The sequence below is a fragment of the Acinetobacter sp. genome (assembly GCF_041919735.1).
In the GTDB taxonomy this organism is placed as follows: domain Bacteria; phylum Pseudomonadota; class Gammaproteobacteria; order Pseudomonadales; family Moraxellaceae; genus Acinetobacter.
On sequence record NZ_JAYRTF010000017.1, the window covers coordinates 25,309 to 43,127 of the forward strand.

At 50.1% G+C, this 17,819-nt stretch carries 15 protein-coding genes; 5 read left to right on the top strand and 10 right to left on the bottom strand.

Annotation, left to right across the window (positions count from 1 at the left end; genetic code table 11):
* Window positions 1-169: 169 nt before the first annotated feature.
* On the top strand, window positions 170-1,960 hold the full coding sequence (gene argS / locus ACE3T3_RS10890; RefSeq protein ID WP_374666809.1) for an arginine--tRNA ligase: 1,791 nt from the start codon (window positions 170-172) through the stop codon (window positions 1,958-1,960).
* Between the two features lie 142 nt (window positions 1,961-2,102).
* Window positions 2,103-2,702, top strand: a complete 600-nt coding sequence (locus ACE3T3_RS10895) for an SPOR domain-containing protein (RefSeq protein WP_374666811.1) — start codon at window positions 2,103-2,105, stop codon at window positions 2,700-2,702.
* Between the two features lie 103 nt (window positions 2,703-2,805).
* On the opposite strand, the gene asd is transcribed toward ACE3T3_RS10895, so the two are convergent.
* From asd to pncB, 3 genes are all read right to left on the bottom strand, one after another.
* Complete coding sequence (gene asd, locus ACE3T3_RS10900; RefSeq protein ID WP_374666813.1) at window positions 2,806-3,657, bottom strand: archaetidylserine decarboxylase; 852 nt, start codon at window positions 3,655-3,657, stop codon at window positions 2,806-2,808.
* Window positions 3,654-4,502 (bottom strand): sulfurtransferase, encoded by an 849-nt coding sequence (locus tag ACE3T3_RS10905; protein ID WP_374666815.1) that lies wholly within the window; start codon window positions 4,500-4,502, stop codon window positions 3,654-3,656. Before ACE3T3_RS10905 ends, asd begins: the two co-directional genes overlap by 4 nt.
* 157 nt (window positions 4,503-4,659) lie before the next feature.
* Window positions 4,660-5,868: a nicotinate phosphoribosyltransferase gene (gene pncB, locus ACE3T3_RS10910; RefSeq protein ID WP_374666817.1), complete on the bottom strand. Its 1,209-nt coding sequence runs from the start codon at window positions 5,866-5,868 to the stop codon at window positions 4,660-4,662.
* Window positions 5,869-6,251: 383 nt separating this feature from the next.
* Between pncB and dtd the strand changes: the two genes are divergently transcribed.
* Entirely contained in the window at window positions 6,252-6,692 is a 441-nt protein-coding gene (gene dtd, locus ACE3T3_RS10915; RefSeq protein WP_374666819.1) for a D-aminoacyl-tRNA deacylase, read from the top strand.
* Between the two features lie 93 nt (window positions 6,693-6,785).
* Here the strand turns inward: dtd and ACE3T3_RS10920 are convergent, their stop codons facing one another.
* The 3 genes from ACE3T3_RS10920 to serB all read right to left on the bottom strand — a co-directional run bounded on the left by ACE3T3_RS10920 (window position 6,786) and on the right by serB (window position 9,386).
* Window positions 6,786-7,265, bottom strand: coding sequence for an SCP-2 sterol transfer family protein (locus ACE3T3_RS10920; RefSeq protein WP_374666821.1), 480 nt, complete (start codon window positions 7,263-7,265; stop codon window positions 6,786-6,788).
* A gap of 153 nt (window positions 7,266-7,418) precedes the next feature.
* Window positions 7,419-7,754: a ciprofloxacin tolerance protein AciT gene (gene aciT, locus ACE3T3_RS10925; protein WP_374666823.1), complete on the bottom strand. Its 336-nt coding sequence runs from the start codon at window positions 7,752-7,754 to the stop codon at window positions 7,419-7,421.
* Window positions 7,755-8,165: 411 nt separating this feature from the next.
* Window positions 8,166-9,386, bottom strand: a complete 1,221-nt coding sequence (serB, locus tag ACE3T3_RS10930) for a phosphoserine phosphatase SerB (RefSeq protein WP_374666825.1) — start codon at window positions 9,384-9,386, stop codon at window positions 8,166-8,168.
* 77 nt (window positions 9,387-9,463) lie between these two features.
* On the opposite strand from serB, the gene ACE3T3_RS10935 reads away from it, so the two are divergent.
* Window positions 9,464-10,717 carry a hypothetical protein gene (locus ACE3T3_RS10935; RefSeq protein WP_374666908.1) on the top strand — a complete coding sequence of 418 codons (1,254 nt, stop codon included), beginning with the start codon at window positions 9,464-9,466 and terminating at the stop codon, window positions 10,715-10,717.
* Between the two features lie 66 nt (window positions 10,718-10,783).
* On the opposite strand, the gene ppk1 is transcribed toward ACE3T3_RS10935, so the two are convergent.
* From ppk1 to mhpT, 4 genes are all read right to left on the bottom strand, one after another.
* The gene (ppk1, locus tag ACE3T3_RS10940; protein WP_374666827.1) at window positions 10,784-12,847 is read right to left on the bottom strand and encodes a polyphosphate kinase 1; all 2,064 of its coding nucleotides are present in this window, start codon (window positions 12,845-12,847) and stop codon (window positions 10,784-10,786) included.
* A gap of 198 nt (window positions 12,848-13,045) precedes the next feature.
* A complete protein-coding gene (locus ACE3T3_RS10945) occupies window positions 13,046-14,020 on the bottom strand; it encodes a bile acid:sodium symporter family protein (protein ID WP_374666829.1) in 975 nt (324 codons plus the stop codon).
* Between the two features lie 97 nt (window positions 14,021-14,117).
* Window positions 14,118-14,756, bottom strand: a complete 639-nt coding sequence (gene pncA / locus ACE3T3_RS10950) for a bifunctional nicotinamidase/pyrazinamidase (protein WP_374666831.1) — start codon at window positions 14,754-14,756, stop codon at window positions 14,118-14,120.
* A gap of 214 nt (window positions 14,757-14,970) precedes the next feature.
* Window positions 14,971-16,176, bottom strand: a complete 1,206-nt coding sequence (gene mhpT / locus ACE3T3_RS10955) for a 3-(3-hydroxy-phenyl)propionate transporter MhpT (protein WP_374666834.1) — start codon at window positions 16,174-16,176, stop codon at window positions 14,971-14,973.
* A 731-nt stretch (window positions 16,177-16,907) separates the two neighbouring features.
* Between mhpT and dapA the strand changes: the two genes are divergently transcribed.
* Complete coding sequence (gene dapA / locus ACE3T3_RS10960; RefSeq protein ID WP_374666837.1) at window positions 16,908-17,807, top strand: 4-hydroxy-tetrahydrodipicolinate synthase; 900 nt, start codon at window positions 16,908-16,910, stop codon at window positions 17,805-17,807.
* Window positions 17,808-17,819: the final 12 nt, after the last annotated feature.

The following is a 17,819-nucleotide window of genomic DNA, read 5'->3' on the forward strand; positions in this document are numbered from 1 at the left end:
TGCAGATTTCCGGCAATGCCGCGTGCATCAAGCCTCGGTTTTTTATTCAGCAGGAAGAATCGAATCTTTTTCATCGAATATTATTTATTCACAGCAAATGGGTTCACCTAAAGAGCTCGAAATTTGCTATATTTGCTGTTTTTCTGCGACATTTATTTTTCGACTGATTATGAATACGGCAATACAAGCAGCGCTCGACCATGCAGTGCAATCCCTTCAAGCTGAAGGTGTACTCCCATCTGACTGGAACAATACCAGCATCTTGACGCGTACCAAAGACCGAAGCCACGGCGACTTTGCGTCAAACATTGCCATGATGGGGTCTAAAGCTGCCGGTATGAAACCGCGTGATTTAGCGGAAAAAATTCTGGCGAGCCTGCCGGAAGTTGCAGACATCAGCAAAGCAGAAATTGCCGGTCCTGGCTTTATCAACTTTTTCTTGAACGCCAATCAGCGTTTTGCGGTGCTGGAACAAATTCAAGCGCAAAAAGATCAGTTCGGCCGCACCCAAGCCAATGCAGGCAAGCGCATTCAGGTCGAATTCGTTTCCGCCAACCCAACATCTAGCCTGCATGTCGGCCATGGCCGCGGCGCAGCATACGGCATGACCGTTGCCAACCTGCTGGAAGCGACGGGCGCTAAAGTTGACCGTGAATACTATGTCAACGATGCAGGCCGTCAAATGGATATTTTGGCGACGTCAACTTACCTGCGCTATCTGGAATTGACAGGCCAGGAATTGGTCTTCCCGAAAAATGCCTACCAAGGCGGCTACGTCAAAGAAATCGCGCAGAGCATTATTGACCAAGACGGCGACGCTTATGTGCGCCCTGTTGCAGACATCTACAAAGATGTGCCGGAAGATGTGCAGTATGCTGCTGAACCAGATGCGGAAGGCAACAAAGTGGTGCTGTCCGGCGATAAAGAAAAGCATATCGACGGTCTAATCCACAATTCGCAAAACCATCTGACTGAGGGCTACCGCGTGTTCCATCAAGCGGCGCTGAAAGCCATTCTGGATGACATTAAAGATGATCTGGGCGAATTTGGCGTAACTTTCAACCAATGGTTCAGCGAAGCGACCCTGACTGAAAAAATTGATGAAGCGCTTCAGACCTTGGATCAACGCGGCTTCCTGTACGAAAAAGACGGCAACATCTGGTTCAAATCCACTGAATTCGGCGATGAAAAAGACCGCGTGGTGAAACGCCGCAATGGCCAAACCACTTATTTCGCCTCTGACATTGCCTACCACCTGAACAAGCTGCAGCGCGGCTATACCGATATCATTGACATCTGGGGCTCGGACCACCACGGCTACATCGCGCGCGTGAAAGCAGCCATTGATGCGCTGGGCTATGATTCGAAAAAATTAACCGTGCTGCTGGTGCAGTTCGTCAGCTTATGGCGCGGCGGCGAAATGGTGCAAATGTCATCGCGTTCCGGCCAGTTCGTGACGCTGCGCGACCTGCGTAAAGAAGTCGGCAACGATGCTGCGCGTTTCTATTATGTGATGCGCAAGTCTGAACAGCACATTGATTTTGACTTGGATTTGGCTGTATCGCAAAGCAAAGACAATGCAGTGTACTATATTCAATATGCACATGCGCGTATTTGCCGTATGCTGGAAAAAGCCGCTGCAACTGACGTGCAATTTGATCGTGCTGCAGCAGCGCCTTATACAGCGAAGCTGGAACTGGAAGCGGAATCTGAAATTCTGTCCAAACTGGCGGCCTACCCTGAAATTGTCACCCGTGCAGCCAACAGCTATGAACCGCACCAAGTGGGCAACTACTTGAAAGAATTAGCTGCGCTATTCCACGGCTGGTACAATGAGCACAAAGTGCTGGGTGACGATGCTGAATTGACGCAAGCGCGTTTGCTGCTGTCTGTGAACGTACAGCAAGTCATCCGCAATGGCTTGGAACTGCTGGGCGTATCTGCGCCGGAAGCGATGTAAGCCAGTTTCTGATACGGATTAGAAATGACGCATGCCTTTGCTGTGCAGATCCAAGGATTTGCATTGCAAAGCATGGCAATGCTGACGATTGAACTGAAAAACCGTGCCTTTCACGGCATTTATTAGAATAAGAGGTTCCCACGTGTTTGGAAAAACGCAGCGCGGTGTATCTGAACGGCCGAATAAGCCGAAAAAGCCTTTAATCCCTGCCTGGCTGGGAACATTGGCGATTATTTTGATCATCCTAAGTTTTATAGTAGCGCTTATGCTCTGGAAGCCTTGGGAACCTGTACAGCCTAAAAATCAGATCACATCTGAACATGCGCCGGAAGAAACCAATAAAGACTACCGTTTTTATGACCTGCTGCCGCAGCAGCAGGTGACGCCGATTCCAGAACAGGCCATCCCGGAAAGCAAAAATGAAGGGACAGTCGTGATTGTGGAAGCGCCAAAAGATGAGCCGGCGGACACTGCCGCTGAGCCTGGCCTGCAGGAAAGCGCGCCGGCAAAAAGCGCCAGCTATATCCTGCAAGTGCGCAGCTATGATGATCCGGATCAGGCCGATGCGCGCCGTGCGGAAATTATCCTGAATGGCTTATCCGCCGATGTGGTGCAAACCACAGAAAATGGAAAAGTCTGGTACCGCGTGGTGTCTGGCCCCTATGATTCGCAAGAGTCTGCAGTGATTGCCCAGCAAACCCTGCAGCACAGCGGCATCGACTCGATTGTCGTGAAACGCTGAGATGAAAGATAAAAAAAAGCGCCTCATTGAGGCGCTTTTTTTTATTGAAGTGCCCTCTCCGATAAGGAGAGGGCGAAGGAATTTCATAATATGAGAAACTTGATTAAAGCGTATGCCCTAAAGCTTTGCCCATCACGACCGCAGAGTTGGCTTTAAATTCGGCATCCCACTGCATTTTATTTTCTTCAAACAGTACCACAGCCGTTGAACCCAAGTAGAAACGGCCCAATTCTGCGCCCTTTTCCAAACGCAGATTGTGCTGATTCAGCTCTAAACGGCCGGTCGGCTTCACTTTGCCGGTTGCGACTGTTTCAATGCCGGCCACAATCATGGCGCCGACCAAAACCACCGCCATGCGGCCCAGCTCAGTATCAAACAGGCACACCATGCGTTCATTGCGCGCAAACAGACCAGGGATGTTTTCTGCTGTCGTTTGGTTCACAGAGAATAATTCACCTGGCACATACAACGTTTCCGTCAAGGTGCCGGCAAACGGCATATGCACACGGTGATAGTCTTTCGGCGATAAATAAACCGTCGCGAACTGGCCATTTTTAAACGGTTCTGCCAGCTGCGGGTCAGCAATCAATTTTTCCACCGAAAAGCTCTGGCCTTTGGCTTGGAAAATATCGCCGGCTTCAATTTTGCCCAGCTGCGAGATTGCGCCATCAGCAGGGGAAACAATACTGGATGCATCGGCATCAATATCGCGCACGCCGTCTTTCAGCGAGCGGGTAAAAAATTCATTGAACGATTTAAATTTCAATGCATTGCTTTGCTCTGCAATCGACATATCAATGCCGTACTGCGCTTTAAATACGCTGATCACGGCATTTTTCAGCAGCGGGTTTTCACTGGCCGCCACTTTGCCGACCACGCGCGACAGCCTATGCTGCGGCACAACGCGCTGAGCCTGAATGAAAATTTGTTTTTTTAATCGTGATGTGATGCTCAAGACGGCAACTCTCCGGTTATGACAGGACTATCGAGGCGATTGCCCCATTCACTCCACGCACCATCATAAGCCTGAATCTTCCAGCCCAGCAACCGGCCGACAATATAGGCCAAACCTGAGCGGTGGTGTGACTGGCAGTAAACCGCTACGGGTTCATTCAAATTGAATCCCAGCTGTTCTAAGCGCTGCTGCGTGTGTTCCAAGGGATGCAATTTTAAATGATTTTCACGGTTTAGGGCAGTACTCCATTCAAAATGCAGCGCGCCGGGAATGTGACCGCCGCGTCTAGCCGCTAAACGCAAGCCGGTATATTCATCTTCTGTACGGCAATCCCACACCTGCAGCGCATGCGCGCTGACTTTCTGCAAAAGCTGATCATAGCGGATCCGGTATTGATCCTGACCGTCTAAATTGACCTGCAGCAAATCTTCCACAGCGATGACCGGCTCGACCTCAGAAGACGTCGGCAAGCCCGCGCCCAGCCAAGCATGAATGCCGCCATTCAATAAGCTGGCCTTGCTAAAACCAAGGCAATGCAGATTCCAAATCAAGCGTCCAGCCCACGCGCCGCCTTCGTCATCATACACAACCACATGATGATCCGGACTGATATTCAAATGGCGGATCAGCTGCTGCAGACCGTCCTGATCCGGCAGCAGGCCTGTCGCCTGCTCTTCCTGACGCACCAGCAGCCCCGGCTTCAAATGCACGGCATGCGGGATATGCAGCTGTTCATAGACCGAACTGCGGCATAAATCGATGATTCTCAGTTTGTCATGGCCTAAATAAGGCACCAAGTCTTCGGCTTCTATCAATAGCCCTAAATTCAAAGCAGCTTCAGTCATCGCTATTCGGTGATTTATCCATCTATTTGCCCTTGATCTTAGCACAACTGCATTTGGGCCCTATGCTGAAATTTTGCATTCCTTCAGCAAAAAATCAGATATCCAGCAGAGCTAAAAAAAGCCGAACCTCCGTTCAGCTTTTTTTGCGTTCAGGCGTTTAAGCCTGTTCTTCCTGAATATCAAACACCTGACGCAAATAGGCCAAGAAGGTGTCGTTATCGGTCATGGTCTTGCCCGGGCTGTCAGAGATTTTCGCCACCGACTGGCCATTGCATTCCACCAGTTTCAGCACAATGTTCAGCGGCGTTTGCCCCATGTCATTGGTTAAATTGGTACCAATGCCAAAGCTGACTTGGAAACGGTCCTTGAAGTAATTATGCAAATCCCAGGCTTTTTCTAAATTCAAGCCGTCACTGAAAGTCAGCATTTTGGAACGGGTATCAATTTTCAGCTTTTTATAATGCGCATAAGCTTTGTCGCCCCACACATAAGGGTCACCGCTGTCATGGCGCAAGCCGTCAAAGAGTTTGGCAAAATACAGGTCAAAATCGCGCAGGAAAGCATCCATCCCCACCACATCGGTCAAGGCAATGCCCAAGTCGCCGCGGTATTCCTGCACCCAGGTTTCCAGCGCCGCTTTTTGGAAGTCGCGCAAACGCACATCCAGCGCCTGAAAAGCCTGCAGGAATTCATGCGCCATGGTGCCGATCGGGAAAATGCCCAGCTCTTTCGCAATCAGCACATTGCTGGTGCCGCGGAACACTTCCGGCACGGCGCGGTGCAGCGTTTCGATCACATGCTTTTGCCAGGTATAGCTGTAGCGGCGGCGCGTGCCGAAATCAGACACCAAAAAGGGCGGATCATTCGGATTCTGCTGTTTTTGATAGCTGCGGATCAGTTCCACTTTATGCCTTAAACGCTGCTCGCCCTCAGCCAAAACACCCTCATTGCGGATGCGGCTGAAATACAATTCATTGACGATGGCCAAAACAAAAATTTCAAACATCATGGCCTGCACCATCGGGCCTTCCACCCAAATGTCCAAACGGCCTTCGCTGTCGATGCCCGCCTTGATAAAGCGGCGCTTCAGCTGGAATAATTCCAGATAGTCAACAAAATCGCTTTTAATAAAGCGCAGGCTGCGCAAATACAGCAATTCATCTTCGGTGAATTTCAATTGGCACAGGTAATCCAGCTGCTCATTCAGATCGCCCAAAATATCCGTCAGCGGATACACTGTGTCCTCTAAATTCCGGCAGCGGAAATGATAAACACTGTGGGTTTGCGGAAATTTATGTAAAACCACCTGAAGCATGGTGAATTTATATAAATCAGTATCAAGCAAGGATTGAACGATTGGAGCCATATCTATGTGAATTTCGCTGTGCTTCCAGCATTAAAGCATATTTTCTAACACGATATTGTCCGTTTTACGTCTAGCTGGCCGAATTCTAGACCATAGTTCCCAACCTGCAGCATGCTTTTTGAGTCCACGGCACAGGCGGCAGTCAAACTCCGCGGCCTCAACCGGAGCGCATTGAACTGCAATGCTCTGCTGCCGGCGCACTGTCAGCGCTGCAGTGAATAGCACAGTCCGCATCGCTGATCATAGCCGTTGCGCATCTCCATGGATCCGCATTTTATCAATGTAAAATCAATATTTTATTGCTACAAAATCTGCGCCGATTTTCTTCTGCCGCCTCATTTTTGCTACAATGCCTGCGTTTGATCATCTTGTTTGAGTGCAATATGCGTGCCTTGTTACAGCGTGTCCTGGAAGCCAAAGTTGTTGTCGATGGCGAAACCGCCGGAGAAATTAATCATGGCATTTTGGTGTTTTTAGGTCTGGGCAAAGAGGATAATTTTGAAAAAGGCCAAAAGCTGATTGATAAGATCTTGAAATACCGGTTTTTTGATGATGAACAAGGCAAAATGGGCTGGAATGTCAGCCAAGCAGGCGGCGGCCTATTATTGGTGTCGCAGTTCACGCTGATGGCGCAAACGCAAAAAGGCCTGCGTCCGGACTTTGGCCCAGCCATGCCGCCCGCAGAGGCCAAAGCCCTGTATGAACAGCTGGTAGACTATGCCAAGAGCCAATTTGAACAGGTGCAAACCGGCATTTTTGCCGCTGACATGAAAGTGCATTTGGTGAATGATGGGCCTGTGACTTTTAATCTAGAAGTGGAATAAGCATTAGGCAATAAAAAAGCCCTCAGATCCGAGGGCTTTTTTTATCCTCCCCTAACCTCTCCTTTAAAAAGGAGGGGAAACAAGGAGCAAAACTTACTTGCCTGTTTTTTCTTTAATAAAACGGCGGGCAATTGTAATTTTTTCTTTCACCGGTTTCGGCAATTTTGGCGGAATCAATTTGGCTGCCTGGTTGAACCAAACCAGCAGGCCGAAGTCGCCTTCCATTTTAATGCTGCCATTTTGCATGCCGGTCATGAATGCGGTCGGATCGCCTTTCATTAAGGTTTTGACGCCCTGCTCGCTGTCTGCAAACTGCAAAATAAAGTCCGCTTTTTCAGCATCGCCAGAAACTGTGTCAATTTGCCCATTGTTTACAATGATTTGACGCGCAACCCCCAAGTCCGTACCAATCTGAATGCGGAACTGGCGCTCATGAACTAATTCAATAAATTTTGGGCTGGTGCGCGCAAGCTGTTTCATGCGCAGCGCTAAGCCGGCAACCAGTAAGTCCAGCGGATCGGTGCTGACATCGACCAGCGGCAGCTTTACGACAGGTATTGACGATAGTTTCATGACTTTGAGCCTATTGTAATTGTTGGAAAAATGACTGCTTCATCCTACCATAACTTCTATTTTGAGACGTATGCCTTTGTACAACAATTATCAATCCGCAGCGCATAAAAAAATGCGCCCCAAGGCGCATTCTTCAATCCAGCAAATTTGAGCTTAACGGCTCGAGCACTGCTGCTGATCATCTTCATACACAGGGGTATGCTCTATATAGCGCCGGCTCGCAACCGCCCGTTCTGCACGGCGGTCTTCGCGCAGCAAAATTAAAGTGAACACCATAATCGCAGAAGTTACTGCTGTCAGATAGCTGAAGGCCATGGGCAGTTCAAACACCGTTTGCGTGCCGAAGCGAATGACTTCAATCAGTCCCCAAACCAGCATCCCAGCCAGCATAAAACTCAACCAGCGACGATAAGGCGAGAAGAAAACAGCAATCAACGCAGTGGCGATTAGGCCGATGCCGACGATGGTCGCTAAATTCGCTGTTACCATAAAAACCTCCGTCATACGGCAGAATCTGCATGCAGTTGATGCTGGGTTCCGCCGACTAATACCGTTAAATGAATCAATGGAATATTCTTGATCTCAATCTCTATGGATGCATTATGAGGAGTTTTTTGCATAAAAAAAGACTTGTCTTTTGGCACAGCGACATACCTTGTCGCAATATTATTTTGTCATTACATTTTTTTGTTTTGCGCTTTTTCTGGAACAATGATTCCATCCCGCTTGGCGTGTCATTACAAAAAAAACGCGGCGGTTCTGCATTAAAAAAATATTTTTTCAGTTTCGCTTAGCTGTTGTTTTTATCGGCAATTTTCTGAAATACCGCAGGCTGGATTTGCCCGAAGCCAAGGCAAAAAAAATGCGGCGCAATCGCCGCATTTTCATTCTGCTGTCATGTTAGGCGCGGTTTAAATCTTTATCATGCACACCGAGAAGATACAGCACGCCGTCTAAACCGACGCTGGAAATGGCTTGATTGGCGTTCTGGCGCACCAGCGGTTTCGCGCGGAATGCAACGCCTAAGCCGGCAATAGACAGCATTGGCAAATCATTCGCGCCATCACCGACTGCAATCGCCTGCTCCAGTGAAATGCCCATTTCTTTGGCGATATTGGTCAGCAGCAGCGCCTTGCGCGCGCCATCGACAATATGCCCTTTCACTTCGCCTGTGACCACACCGTCCTGCACATCCAAGACGTTGGCATGCACTTCATCCAGCCCTAATTTTTCCTGCAGGTATTCGGCAAAATACTGGAAGCCGCCAGACAGAATGGCTGTGCGGTAGCCCAATGATTTCAGCGTTGAAATCAGGCGCTCCGCGCCTTCGGTAATGGTCAGGCGTTCAGCAATTTTCGGCAGGACGGACGCATCCATGCCTTTGAGCAGCGCCACGCGCGCGCGGAAGCTTTGCTGGAAGTCCAATTCACCCTGCATGGCGCGCTCGGTGATCTCCGCCACTTGCGCGCCGACACCGGCTTCTTTGGCAAGCTCATCAATCACTTCCTGCTCAATCAGGGTGGAATCCATGTCAAAGCAGACCAAACGGCGGTTGCGGCGGTAAGCATTGTCTTCCTGTACCGCAACGTCCACGCTGAGTTCTGCCGACAGGCGCAGGCAGGCTGCCCGCATCGCCGCAGCATCCAGCATTTGGCCTTTCAGGCCAAACTGCACGCAAGCGCGTTTTGGCCCATTTTGCAGGCCGTTCAGGTCTGGACGGTCCGATAAACGGGTCACCGTTTCAATATTGAAGCCTTGGCTGGAGACGATTTTTGTAACGGCCTGTAAGTGCGAAGCTGTCAATTCCGGCGCTAATGCAGTCACGATATAGCGTGTGCGGCCTCCCTCGCTCACCCATTGGTCGTATTCTGCTGCAGAGATAGGTTTAAAGCGCACAGTTAAGCCGATATCATGTGCTAGAATCAGTATCTCCTTCATGGCTAATGCTGTCGCAGTTTGATCATCAGACGACACAACAATGCCTAAAGTCAGCTGGTTATGGATGACGGCTTGCCCAACATCTAGAATTTGTAAAGAATGAGTGGAAAGAACCTGCATTAATCGTGTGAATTGATTAGGCTGGTCAGGTCCTAAAAATGAAATAAGAATGATTTCTCGCATGAATTGACTCGGTTCTGAGCTGCAACTATTGTGAGAATCATAATCGAAAATGAACAGAATTGCCTTGGAAGTTTACGTTGAATGCGCCTAGACAAGGGCTATTTGCTAGCCTACTGATTATAAGTTTTGCTTTTCATACCTTTTTACTGGTATTGGCAACAACTCACCAGCTGAATGAAAACCGCGCCAGCCAAGGCCAGCTCATGACGAGCCAGCTGGTCACGGACAGCATTTCAGAAATGCAGCCGGCAAATACCGTCTCTTTGGCGCTGCTGGCTGACCGCTATGCAACCAATCCCAGCGTGGCGTCAATCCGCATTTTAAATGCGGACAATCAGGTCTTGGCGACAGGCGGCTTGACCAAAACCCGCGAAGGCGAAGTATTTGTCCGCGATGCGCTGCAGAATGAAAAGAAAGTCGGCACCGTTGAAATCACCCTGATTAAGCCGAGCATTGGTGAAATCCTGCGCACGCAATGGCTGGCCATTTTGGCATCACTGTTCGTTCACGGCCTGCTGTGGCTGGCGTACCGCGCGATTGCGCGACCAAGCCGCACCGAATATCTGGCGCGCATTAACAATGAATCCCGCTTAAAGCACGAAATTCAGACTTTGGCTCAGGCGCTGGAACAGGAAAAGCATAATGCCGCCGTTGCAATTGCGCAGGCGCAGCAAAATGCGCAGGCCAAAGCCAAGGCCAAAGAAAGCAAGCCTGTGGTTGTGGACAGCAATGATTTGGCGCTGAATATTCAATTCTATGATCCCAAGCAGCTGCTCGACACGGTCAACAGCACTGTCTCTGTGCCGTATTTCAATCTGTGCCAGCTGTTCCTGAATAAAACCGTGGAACTGTGCGTACAGCATTACAAACTGAACAGTTCAGACATCTGCACAGTGCATAAATTTAATGATCAAGGCGCCAGCATCAGCATTTCTGCAGAAACGCCAAATTCCCTGCAATGCCTCACCATGATTGGCGCGGTATTCCAATTGCTGTCTGATGTGCTGTACAAGCGCTACCGCGAAGAAAAGCGTTTTGTGCTGCAGACCCGCAGCGCGGTGTCCAGCGCCGTTGAAGCCATGCAGCTGTCGGCGGTACAAGCCGCTGAACGCCTGGTGCAGCAGCTGTCCGCCAAAGAAAGCGCCGTGCATGTGCCGAATGAGCTGCTGAAAGGCATCTCAGAGCACTTCCAGCTGGTCAGCCTGCCGAATCCGACCAATGTCCTGACCCGCCACGCCTTCATGGTCAACGGCATGGACAGCGGCGCTGCAGAATTGGCGCAGAGCTTCCGTACCGAAATTTTAAAATCCAAGCAGTCCAAAGCCTCTTAAGGCCCGCGCTCAACTGCAGAATAAAAAAGCCTGACAGCAGTCAGGCTTTTTTATGGTTTCAGCTTTTTAAACTTTCAGCATCTTCTGCTCAATCAGCAGGCGCTGCGCGCTATGCGCCTGCTCTGGCGCACCGCAGGCCGCTTTCTGCCAATGACCGTCAGCCTGCAGCTCCCACGCATTTTGATTGTCCTGCAGATAATTGATCAGGCCGTCTTTAAAGATGCGCTTTTTCACGCTGCTGTCTAAAATCGGGAAACAGGTTTCCACCCGCGAAAATAAATTGCGCCCCATCCAGTCCGCGCTGGCGCAGTAGAGTTTTTTCTCACCGCCATGCTCAAAATAATACACGCGGGTATGTTCCAGAAAGCGCCCGACAATTGAGCGTACATGAATATTTTCCGACATGCCCGGCACTTGCGGAATCAGGCAGCAAATCGAGCGGATAATCAAATCCACCTGAACCCCTGCAGCAGAGGCGCGGTACAGAGCCGCAATCAGCTGCGGTTCTGTCAAAGCATTGACTTTAATGATAATCCGGGCCGCCTTGCCAGCCTGCGCAAATTCAATCTCCTGATCAATCAATTTCAGCAATTCACTGTGCAAGGTAAACGGCGCATGCAGCAAGGCTTTTAATTTTGCCATTTTGCCCATGCCGGTGAGTTCCTGAAACATGCGGTGCACATCTTCACAGATATCCGGCTGTGTGGTCATCAGGCCGTAATCGGTATACATGCGCGCATTGCCGGCATGGTAATTTCCGGTGCCTAAATGCACATAGCGCCTCAGCTGGTCATTTTCACGGCGCACAATCAGGATCATTTTGGCATGGGTTTTATAGCCGACAATGCCGTACACCACCACCGCGCCGGCTTCCTGCAGGATATTCGCCACGGTAATATTGGATTCTTCATCAAAACGCGCGCGCAGCTCAATCACTGCCGTGACCTCTTTGCCGTTGCGCGCCGCTTCCGCCAGCACCTGCACAATTTCAGAGTCTGGCCCGCTGCGGTACAAGGTCTGCTTGATGGCCAGCACTTTCGGATCTTTGGCCGCTTCTTTCAGCAGGCTGATGACCGGCTGAAAGGAATCAAAAGGATGATGCAGCAGCACATCCTGCTGCTTCAGCAGTTCAAACAGGCTCTGCTGCTTGCGCAAAACTTTCGGGATCACCGGGGTAAACAGCGGATGCTTCAGCGCCGGCCGGTCAAACCGGGTGCTTAAGCGCGACAGGTTAATCGGGCCTTCAATCCGGTACAGCTGCTGCTCGGTTAAATCAAATTCATCCAGCAAATATTGAATAATTTCCGCAGGGCAGTCATCTTCAATTTCCAGCCGCACTGCGCGGCCAAAACGGCGCGAAGACAATTCATCTTTCAGCGCAACCGCTAAATCATCTACATCTTCAGACAAAATCAAATCGGCATTGCGGGTCACGCGGAAAGCATAGCAGCCCGTGGCCTGCATGCCAGGAAAAACATCACTGATGTGCTGCTGAATCATCGCGGTTAAAAAAATCTGCGCGTCTGCGCAGCCGGACACCTCTTCCGGCAGCTGAATCAGGCGCGGCAATGAACGCGGCGCAGGCACGATCGCCATCGAAATTTCACGGCCAAAGGCATCTTTGCCGTCCAGGCTGACAATGAAATTCAGGCTTTTATTGACCAGCCTTGGGAACGGATGCGATGGATCCAGGCTGATCGGCGTCAGCACCGGCTGCACTTCTTTGGCAAAATATTTGGCGATCCAGGCTTTATGCTTTTCTTCAATATCTTGATATTGAATGAATTGAATGCCGTGGCGCCGCAGTTCCGGCAAAATCTCCTGATTTAAAATACGGTACTGCTCTTGCACCGAAGCATGCACCGCTTGCGACAGCTCCTGCAGCACCAGTTCCGCCGGCAGCGCATCCGGGGTCCGGGTGATCGCATTCAAATCCAGCTGCTTCATTAGTCCCGCAATGCGGATTTCAAAAAATTCATCTAAATTCCGGGCAAAAATAATCAAAAAGCTCAGCCGCTCCAGCAGCGGCAAGCTGGGATCCTGCGCCTGCGCAAGCACACGGCGGTGAAATTCAAAAAGCGACAGTTCCCGGTTGAAATACGTCTCCGATGAATGCTGAAAATTTTGCATACCCTCTCAATGCTGCTTGTCAGCAGTCTGTTATAAAGCTTACGGAAAGGCATGTTAGGCAGACATTATGACAGTGATGTTACAGCCGGCGGCGGCCTGCCATGCAATCCAGCGCCTCAGCACATTCAAGCAGCCCCATTCAGCGCATAAAAAAAGAGTGTCTTGCGCTCTTTTAAATTTAAATTGAAAGTCTGCTGTTCAACGCTGTGCAGAAGAGTCTTCAGCCGCATGCTGCTGCGCCGCGTCTGTTTGACTGGACCAGTAACTGGCCAACGCAGGGCCGGAAATATTATGCCACAGGCTGAAAATAGCGCTGGGCACCGCAGTTACCGGCGAGGCGGCAAAATGCGCAGCGGCCAGCGCCACCCCCAAGCCTGAATTTTGCATGCCCACTTCAATGGACACGGCTTTACAGTCTGCATAAGGCAGCTTGAACAGTTTGCTGGTCCAAAACCCCAGCAAATAGCCCAAGCCGTTATGCACCATCACCACCGCCAGAATCAGCAAGCCAGACTCTAAAATTTGCGCTTTGCTGCCGGCAATAATGGCGGCCACAATTACAACAATGCCGGCAACAGAAATCAGCGGCATCACCTGAATATAAGATTCGACCTGACGCTTGAACAGGCTGCGCGCAATCACGCCGAGCAGAATCGGAAAGAGCACCACCTGCAGAATGGACACCAGCATCGACACTGCATTAATTTCCAGCCATTGGCTGGCCAGCAGATAAAAAATGGCCGGCGTTAAAATGGGCGCCAAAAGGGTCGAAACGGAAGTGCAGGCGACGGACAATGCCGTATTGCCTTTGGCCATATAAGTGATGACATTCGAAGCGGTGCCGCCCGGGCAGCAGCCGACCAGAATCACCCCCACCGCAATTTCTGCCGGCAAGGCAAAAGCTTTGCACAGCAGATACGCCAGCCCCGGCATCACCATAAATTGCGCCGCCACGCCAATCATCACGGCTTTCGGGCTGTGCAGCACCCCTTTAAAATCCGCCACCGTCATGGTCATGCCCATGCCGAACATGATCAGTCCCAGCACCCATGGAATATACGCTTTCAGCCAGATGAACAGTTCCGGCATCCATAAAGCGATACCCGCAAACAGCACCACCCAAAAGGCAAAGGTTTTCTGTATCCATCGATTGAAGCTTAAAAATGCGGCCATGCGCTCCCTCTCTTGCATGCACACGAACGCAGGCATCTGCGCGAGAAGCCGGCGTTCATTGATCTATTGCATCTGTCAGATGCGGACGACGGCGAAACTATACAGTTTCATGCACTTTGACAATATCTTTGATGTAGATGCGCTTCACGCCCTGCGCCAGCATCTCCTGCCACGCATGCTGCAGCGAGCCGTGCAGGTCGATACCCTTGCAGGCGTCGGCAATGACAAAAGCGCGGAAACCCAGCTTGCAGGCATCCATGGCGGTCCATGCAACGCAGAAGTCTGTCGCAATGCCGGCAACAAAAACCGTATCAATGCCGCGTTCTTTCAGATAGCCCGCCAGCCCCGTGGAGGTTCGATGATCGGCTTCCATAAAAGCCGAATAGCTGTCGATGTCTGCATGAAAGCCTTTGCGGATGATCAGCTGCGCATGCGGCACATACAGATCCTGATGCAAAGCCGCATCATGCGTCCCCTGCACGCAATGCGCGGGCCACAACACTTGCGCACCGTACGGCAGCTGAATGGTGTCAAAAGGCTTGCCGCCCGCGTGATTACCTGCAAAAGAAATATGATTGGCCGGATGCCAGTCCTGCGTCAGCACCACATTGTCAAAATACTGCGCCAGCCGGTTAATGCCCGGAATAATCTGATCGGCATGCGCCACCGCTAAATTGCCGCCGGGGGTGAATCCATGCTGCACATCCACAATAATCAGCGCGCTATTCTTCTGCATAAACGTGTTCCATTTTATTCTTCATTTTTGACTGTGTTTCAGCATAGCCTAAACGCCGACAGTATTCAGGCTTTGACGTAAAAAAGGAATGACCGCATGAGCCTTTTCGCTTTCTTGCAAAGCAAATGCGGCAGCCGCCGGAAAAAACAGTGGGCAGAAAAAAGCCCGCAGATGCGGGCTTTTAAAATAGCTGCAGTATTGCTGTGCTGTTTGCTTACGCTACACGGCGCACCAGCAGCAGCATGAAAATTGCAGAGATAATGATGCACGGAATGGCTGCAGAAATGACCCCAGCTGCGCCAAAACCTGCCGCCAAAAGCTGGCCGGCAATCGCAGGCCCAAGCATCGCACCGATACGGCCAACCGCTGAACCCACGCCAACTCCGGTACCACGCACTTCTGTCGGGTACACAATGCCGCCGAATGCATACAGTACGCCTTGGCAGCCAATCACAAAGGCGCCAACCAAAGCGGAAGCCATGTACATTTGCGTTAATGAGCCTGCGCCATTCAAAGCGAATAGCCCTGCCAAGATGCCGCCATACATCAAAAGAATCACATAGGCTTTTTTCCAGCGGTCTGTCAGCATGCCTAGCACAATAGTGCCGACGGTCGCGCTCACCATGAAATAGAACTGCGCCGTTGCGCCGTCTTTACGGGTGAAGCCCAGCTCAGTGAAGAGCGACGGCAGCCAGCTCAGCATGATGTACACCACCATCAGCGTAAAGAAGTAGCTGACCCAGATGCAGAAGGTGCGCATGCGGTTTTCAGCATTGAATAAATCTTTGAATGAGCCTTGAGGCGCAGCTGCAGCTGATGCATTCACCGCCTGCTCTTTGGTCTTCAGATATTCTTTCGATTCAGGCAGCAGCCACATCATCAGCGGAATCACAATGATCGGCAACAGGCCGCCTAAATAGAAGACATTTTTCCAGTTGGCGCCGAACTCAGTCGTCGCAACCAGCGATAAAATCGCAGCGCCTACCGGCATGCCGCAGTACATTAAGCCCACTGCGCGGCCGCGGTTCTGCGGTGTGACCGCTTCAGAGGCCAGCGTAATCAGAATCGGCATCGCTGCGCCTAAACCTGCGCCTGCCAAAAAACGCACCGCCAGCAAAGAATGGAAGCTGTTCACCCATACCGTGCACAGCGTAAATAAAGCAAAAACGGCTGTAGACCAAATCAGGACTGTTTTACGCCCAATCCGGTCTGCAATACGACCACCAACCAGTGCGCCAGGCAGCAAGCCCAGAATCCCTGCACTAAAAAACACACCCAATTGCGATTTGTCCAAACCAAAGTACTCACGGATACCTGCAGCTGCAATGCCTGCTGCCTGAATATCCAAGCCTTCAATGACCGCAATCAGGAAACAGATGGCTACCGTGACAATAGCGTGTTTATTGTCTGATTTTTCCATTGGAGAATCCTTGTTCAATCAGTGTTCAAATTAGAACGCCATCTTGTCTGAGCCTGCGGTCGAATATAACTATCAAAAAGTTGAACGATTTACTCAGTTTTCAACATAAATAATGGATTGTTATCATTTTTTAAGGAATCCAATAAAGTCATAAAAACAATAAGAGAATTGTGGAAATAAACCTCAAAATAAATGAGCGATCTTTCAGATCAATGGAAAAATGCATCAAAGCCCTGCATCGCCTTCGTTTTCGTTATATTTAAAACAGATTATTAAGGTCGTTTTTATTGATGATTTTAATCACCGAAAGATTCAAAAGACATAGCTTTCAGGTCTATCCTCATCCTTTTTTCCTCTTAAAATCTGAGCAAAATGCACGGATTTCATGCACTTCCACGGCTTGAAGATCATTTTCGCCTCAAAAAACCTGCGCATGCCGCCCTGTAAGCTGCTGAAATTGAAAGCGCTTCCCTTGCCCTTTTCAACACGCTGCTTTTATGTGAACTTCACAGAATATCTGCTTGATTGTTTTAAAGAGGCTTTGTATAAAGTTTTTAGTGGCTTTGACTAAAGCATATTGTTCTTATGCTTACGATCAGTCATAATTTGCATAAGCATTATTCAACTGCGATATAAAGGCATTGATTTTGCTATAAATCAAAATACGAACCCATCCAACTTCATGTTTCCCTAAAACGCACTTCGGATGGACAAATAGGATTTTTTTCAAAATGACTCAGCAAGCACAGACCATTCAAGGCTCAATTGTCGCAATCGTCACCCCCATGTTTGAAGATGGAAGCGTAGATTGGAAGGGTCTAGAGAAGCTGGTTGAGTGGCACATCGCCCAAGGCACAAACAGCATTGTTGCAGTCGGCACCACTGGTGAAGCATCGACATTAAGCATGGCTGAACATACGCAAGTGATCAAAGAAATCATCCGTGTGGCCAACAAGCGCATTCCGATTATTGCCGGTACAGGCGCAAACTCGACGCATGAAGCGATTGAGCTGACCAAAGAAGCCAAAGAACTCGGCGCCGATGCAGCGCTGCTGGTAACGCCTTATTACAACAAACCGACGCAAGAAGGCCTGTTCCAGCACTATAAAGCGATTGCTGAAGCGGCAGATATGCCTATGATCCTGTATAACGTGCCTGGCCGTACAGGCGTGGACATGGACAACGAAACCGTAATCCGCTTAGCGGATATTCCGCAAATTGTCGGCATTAAAGATGCAACCGGCGACGTGCCGCGCGGCAAAGCGCTGATCGAAGGCCTGAAAGGCAAAGACATGACGGTCTATTCAGGCGATGACGCAACGGCTTACCAATTAATCGGCTTGGGCGCGAAAGGCAATATTTCAGTAACAGCCAATGTTGCGCCTAAAGAAATGAGCGGCGTTTGCGCAGCGGCGCTTGACGGCGATGCAGCGCGCGCTGAGCAGCTGAATGCCAAAGTTGCAAATTTACACAATATTCTGTTTTGTGAATCCAACCCAATTCCTGTGAAATGGGCACTCCATGACATGGGTTTAATTGGTGCAGGCATCCGCTTGCCGTTAACACCGCTAGCAGAACAATACCGCGCGCCGCTTCATGAAGCACTTGCTGATGCGGGCGTTATTCAATAAAGAGCAAAAATA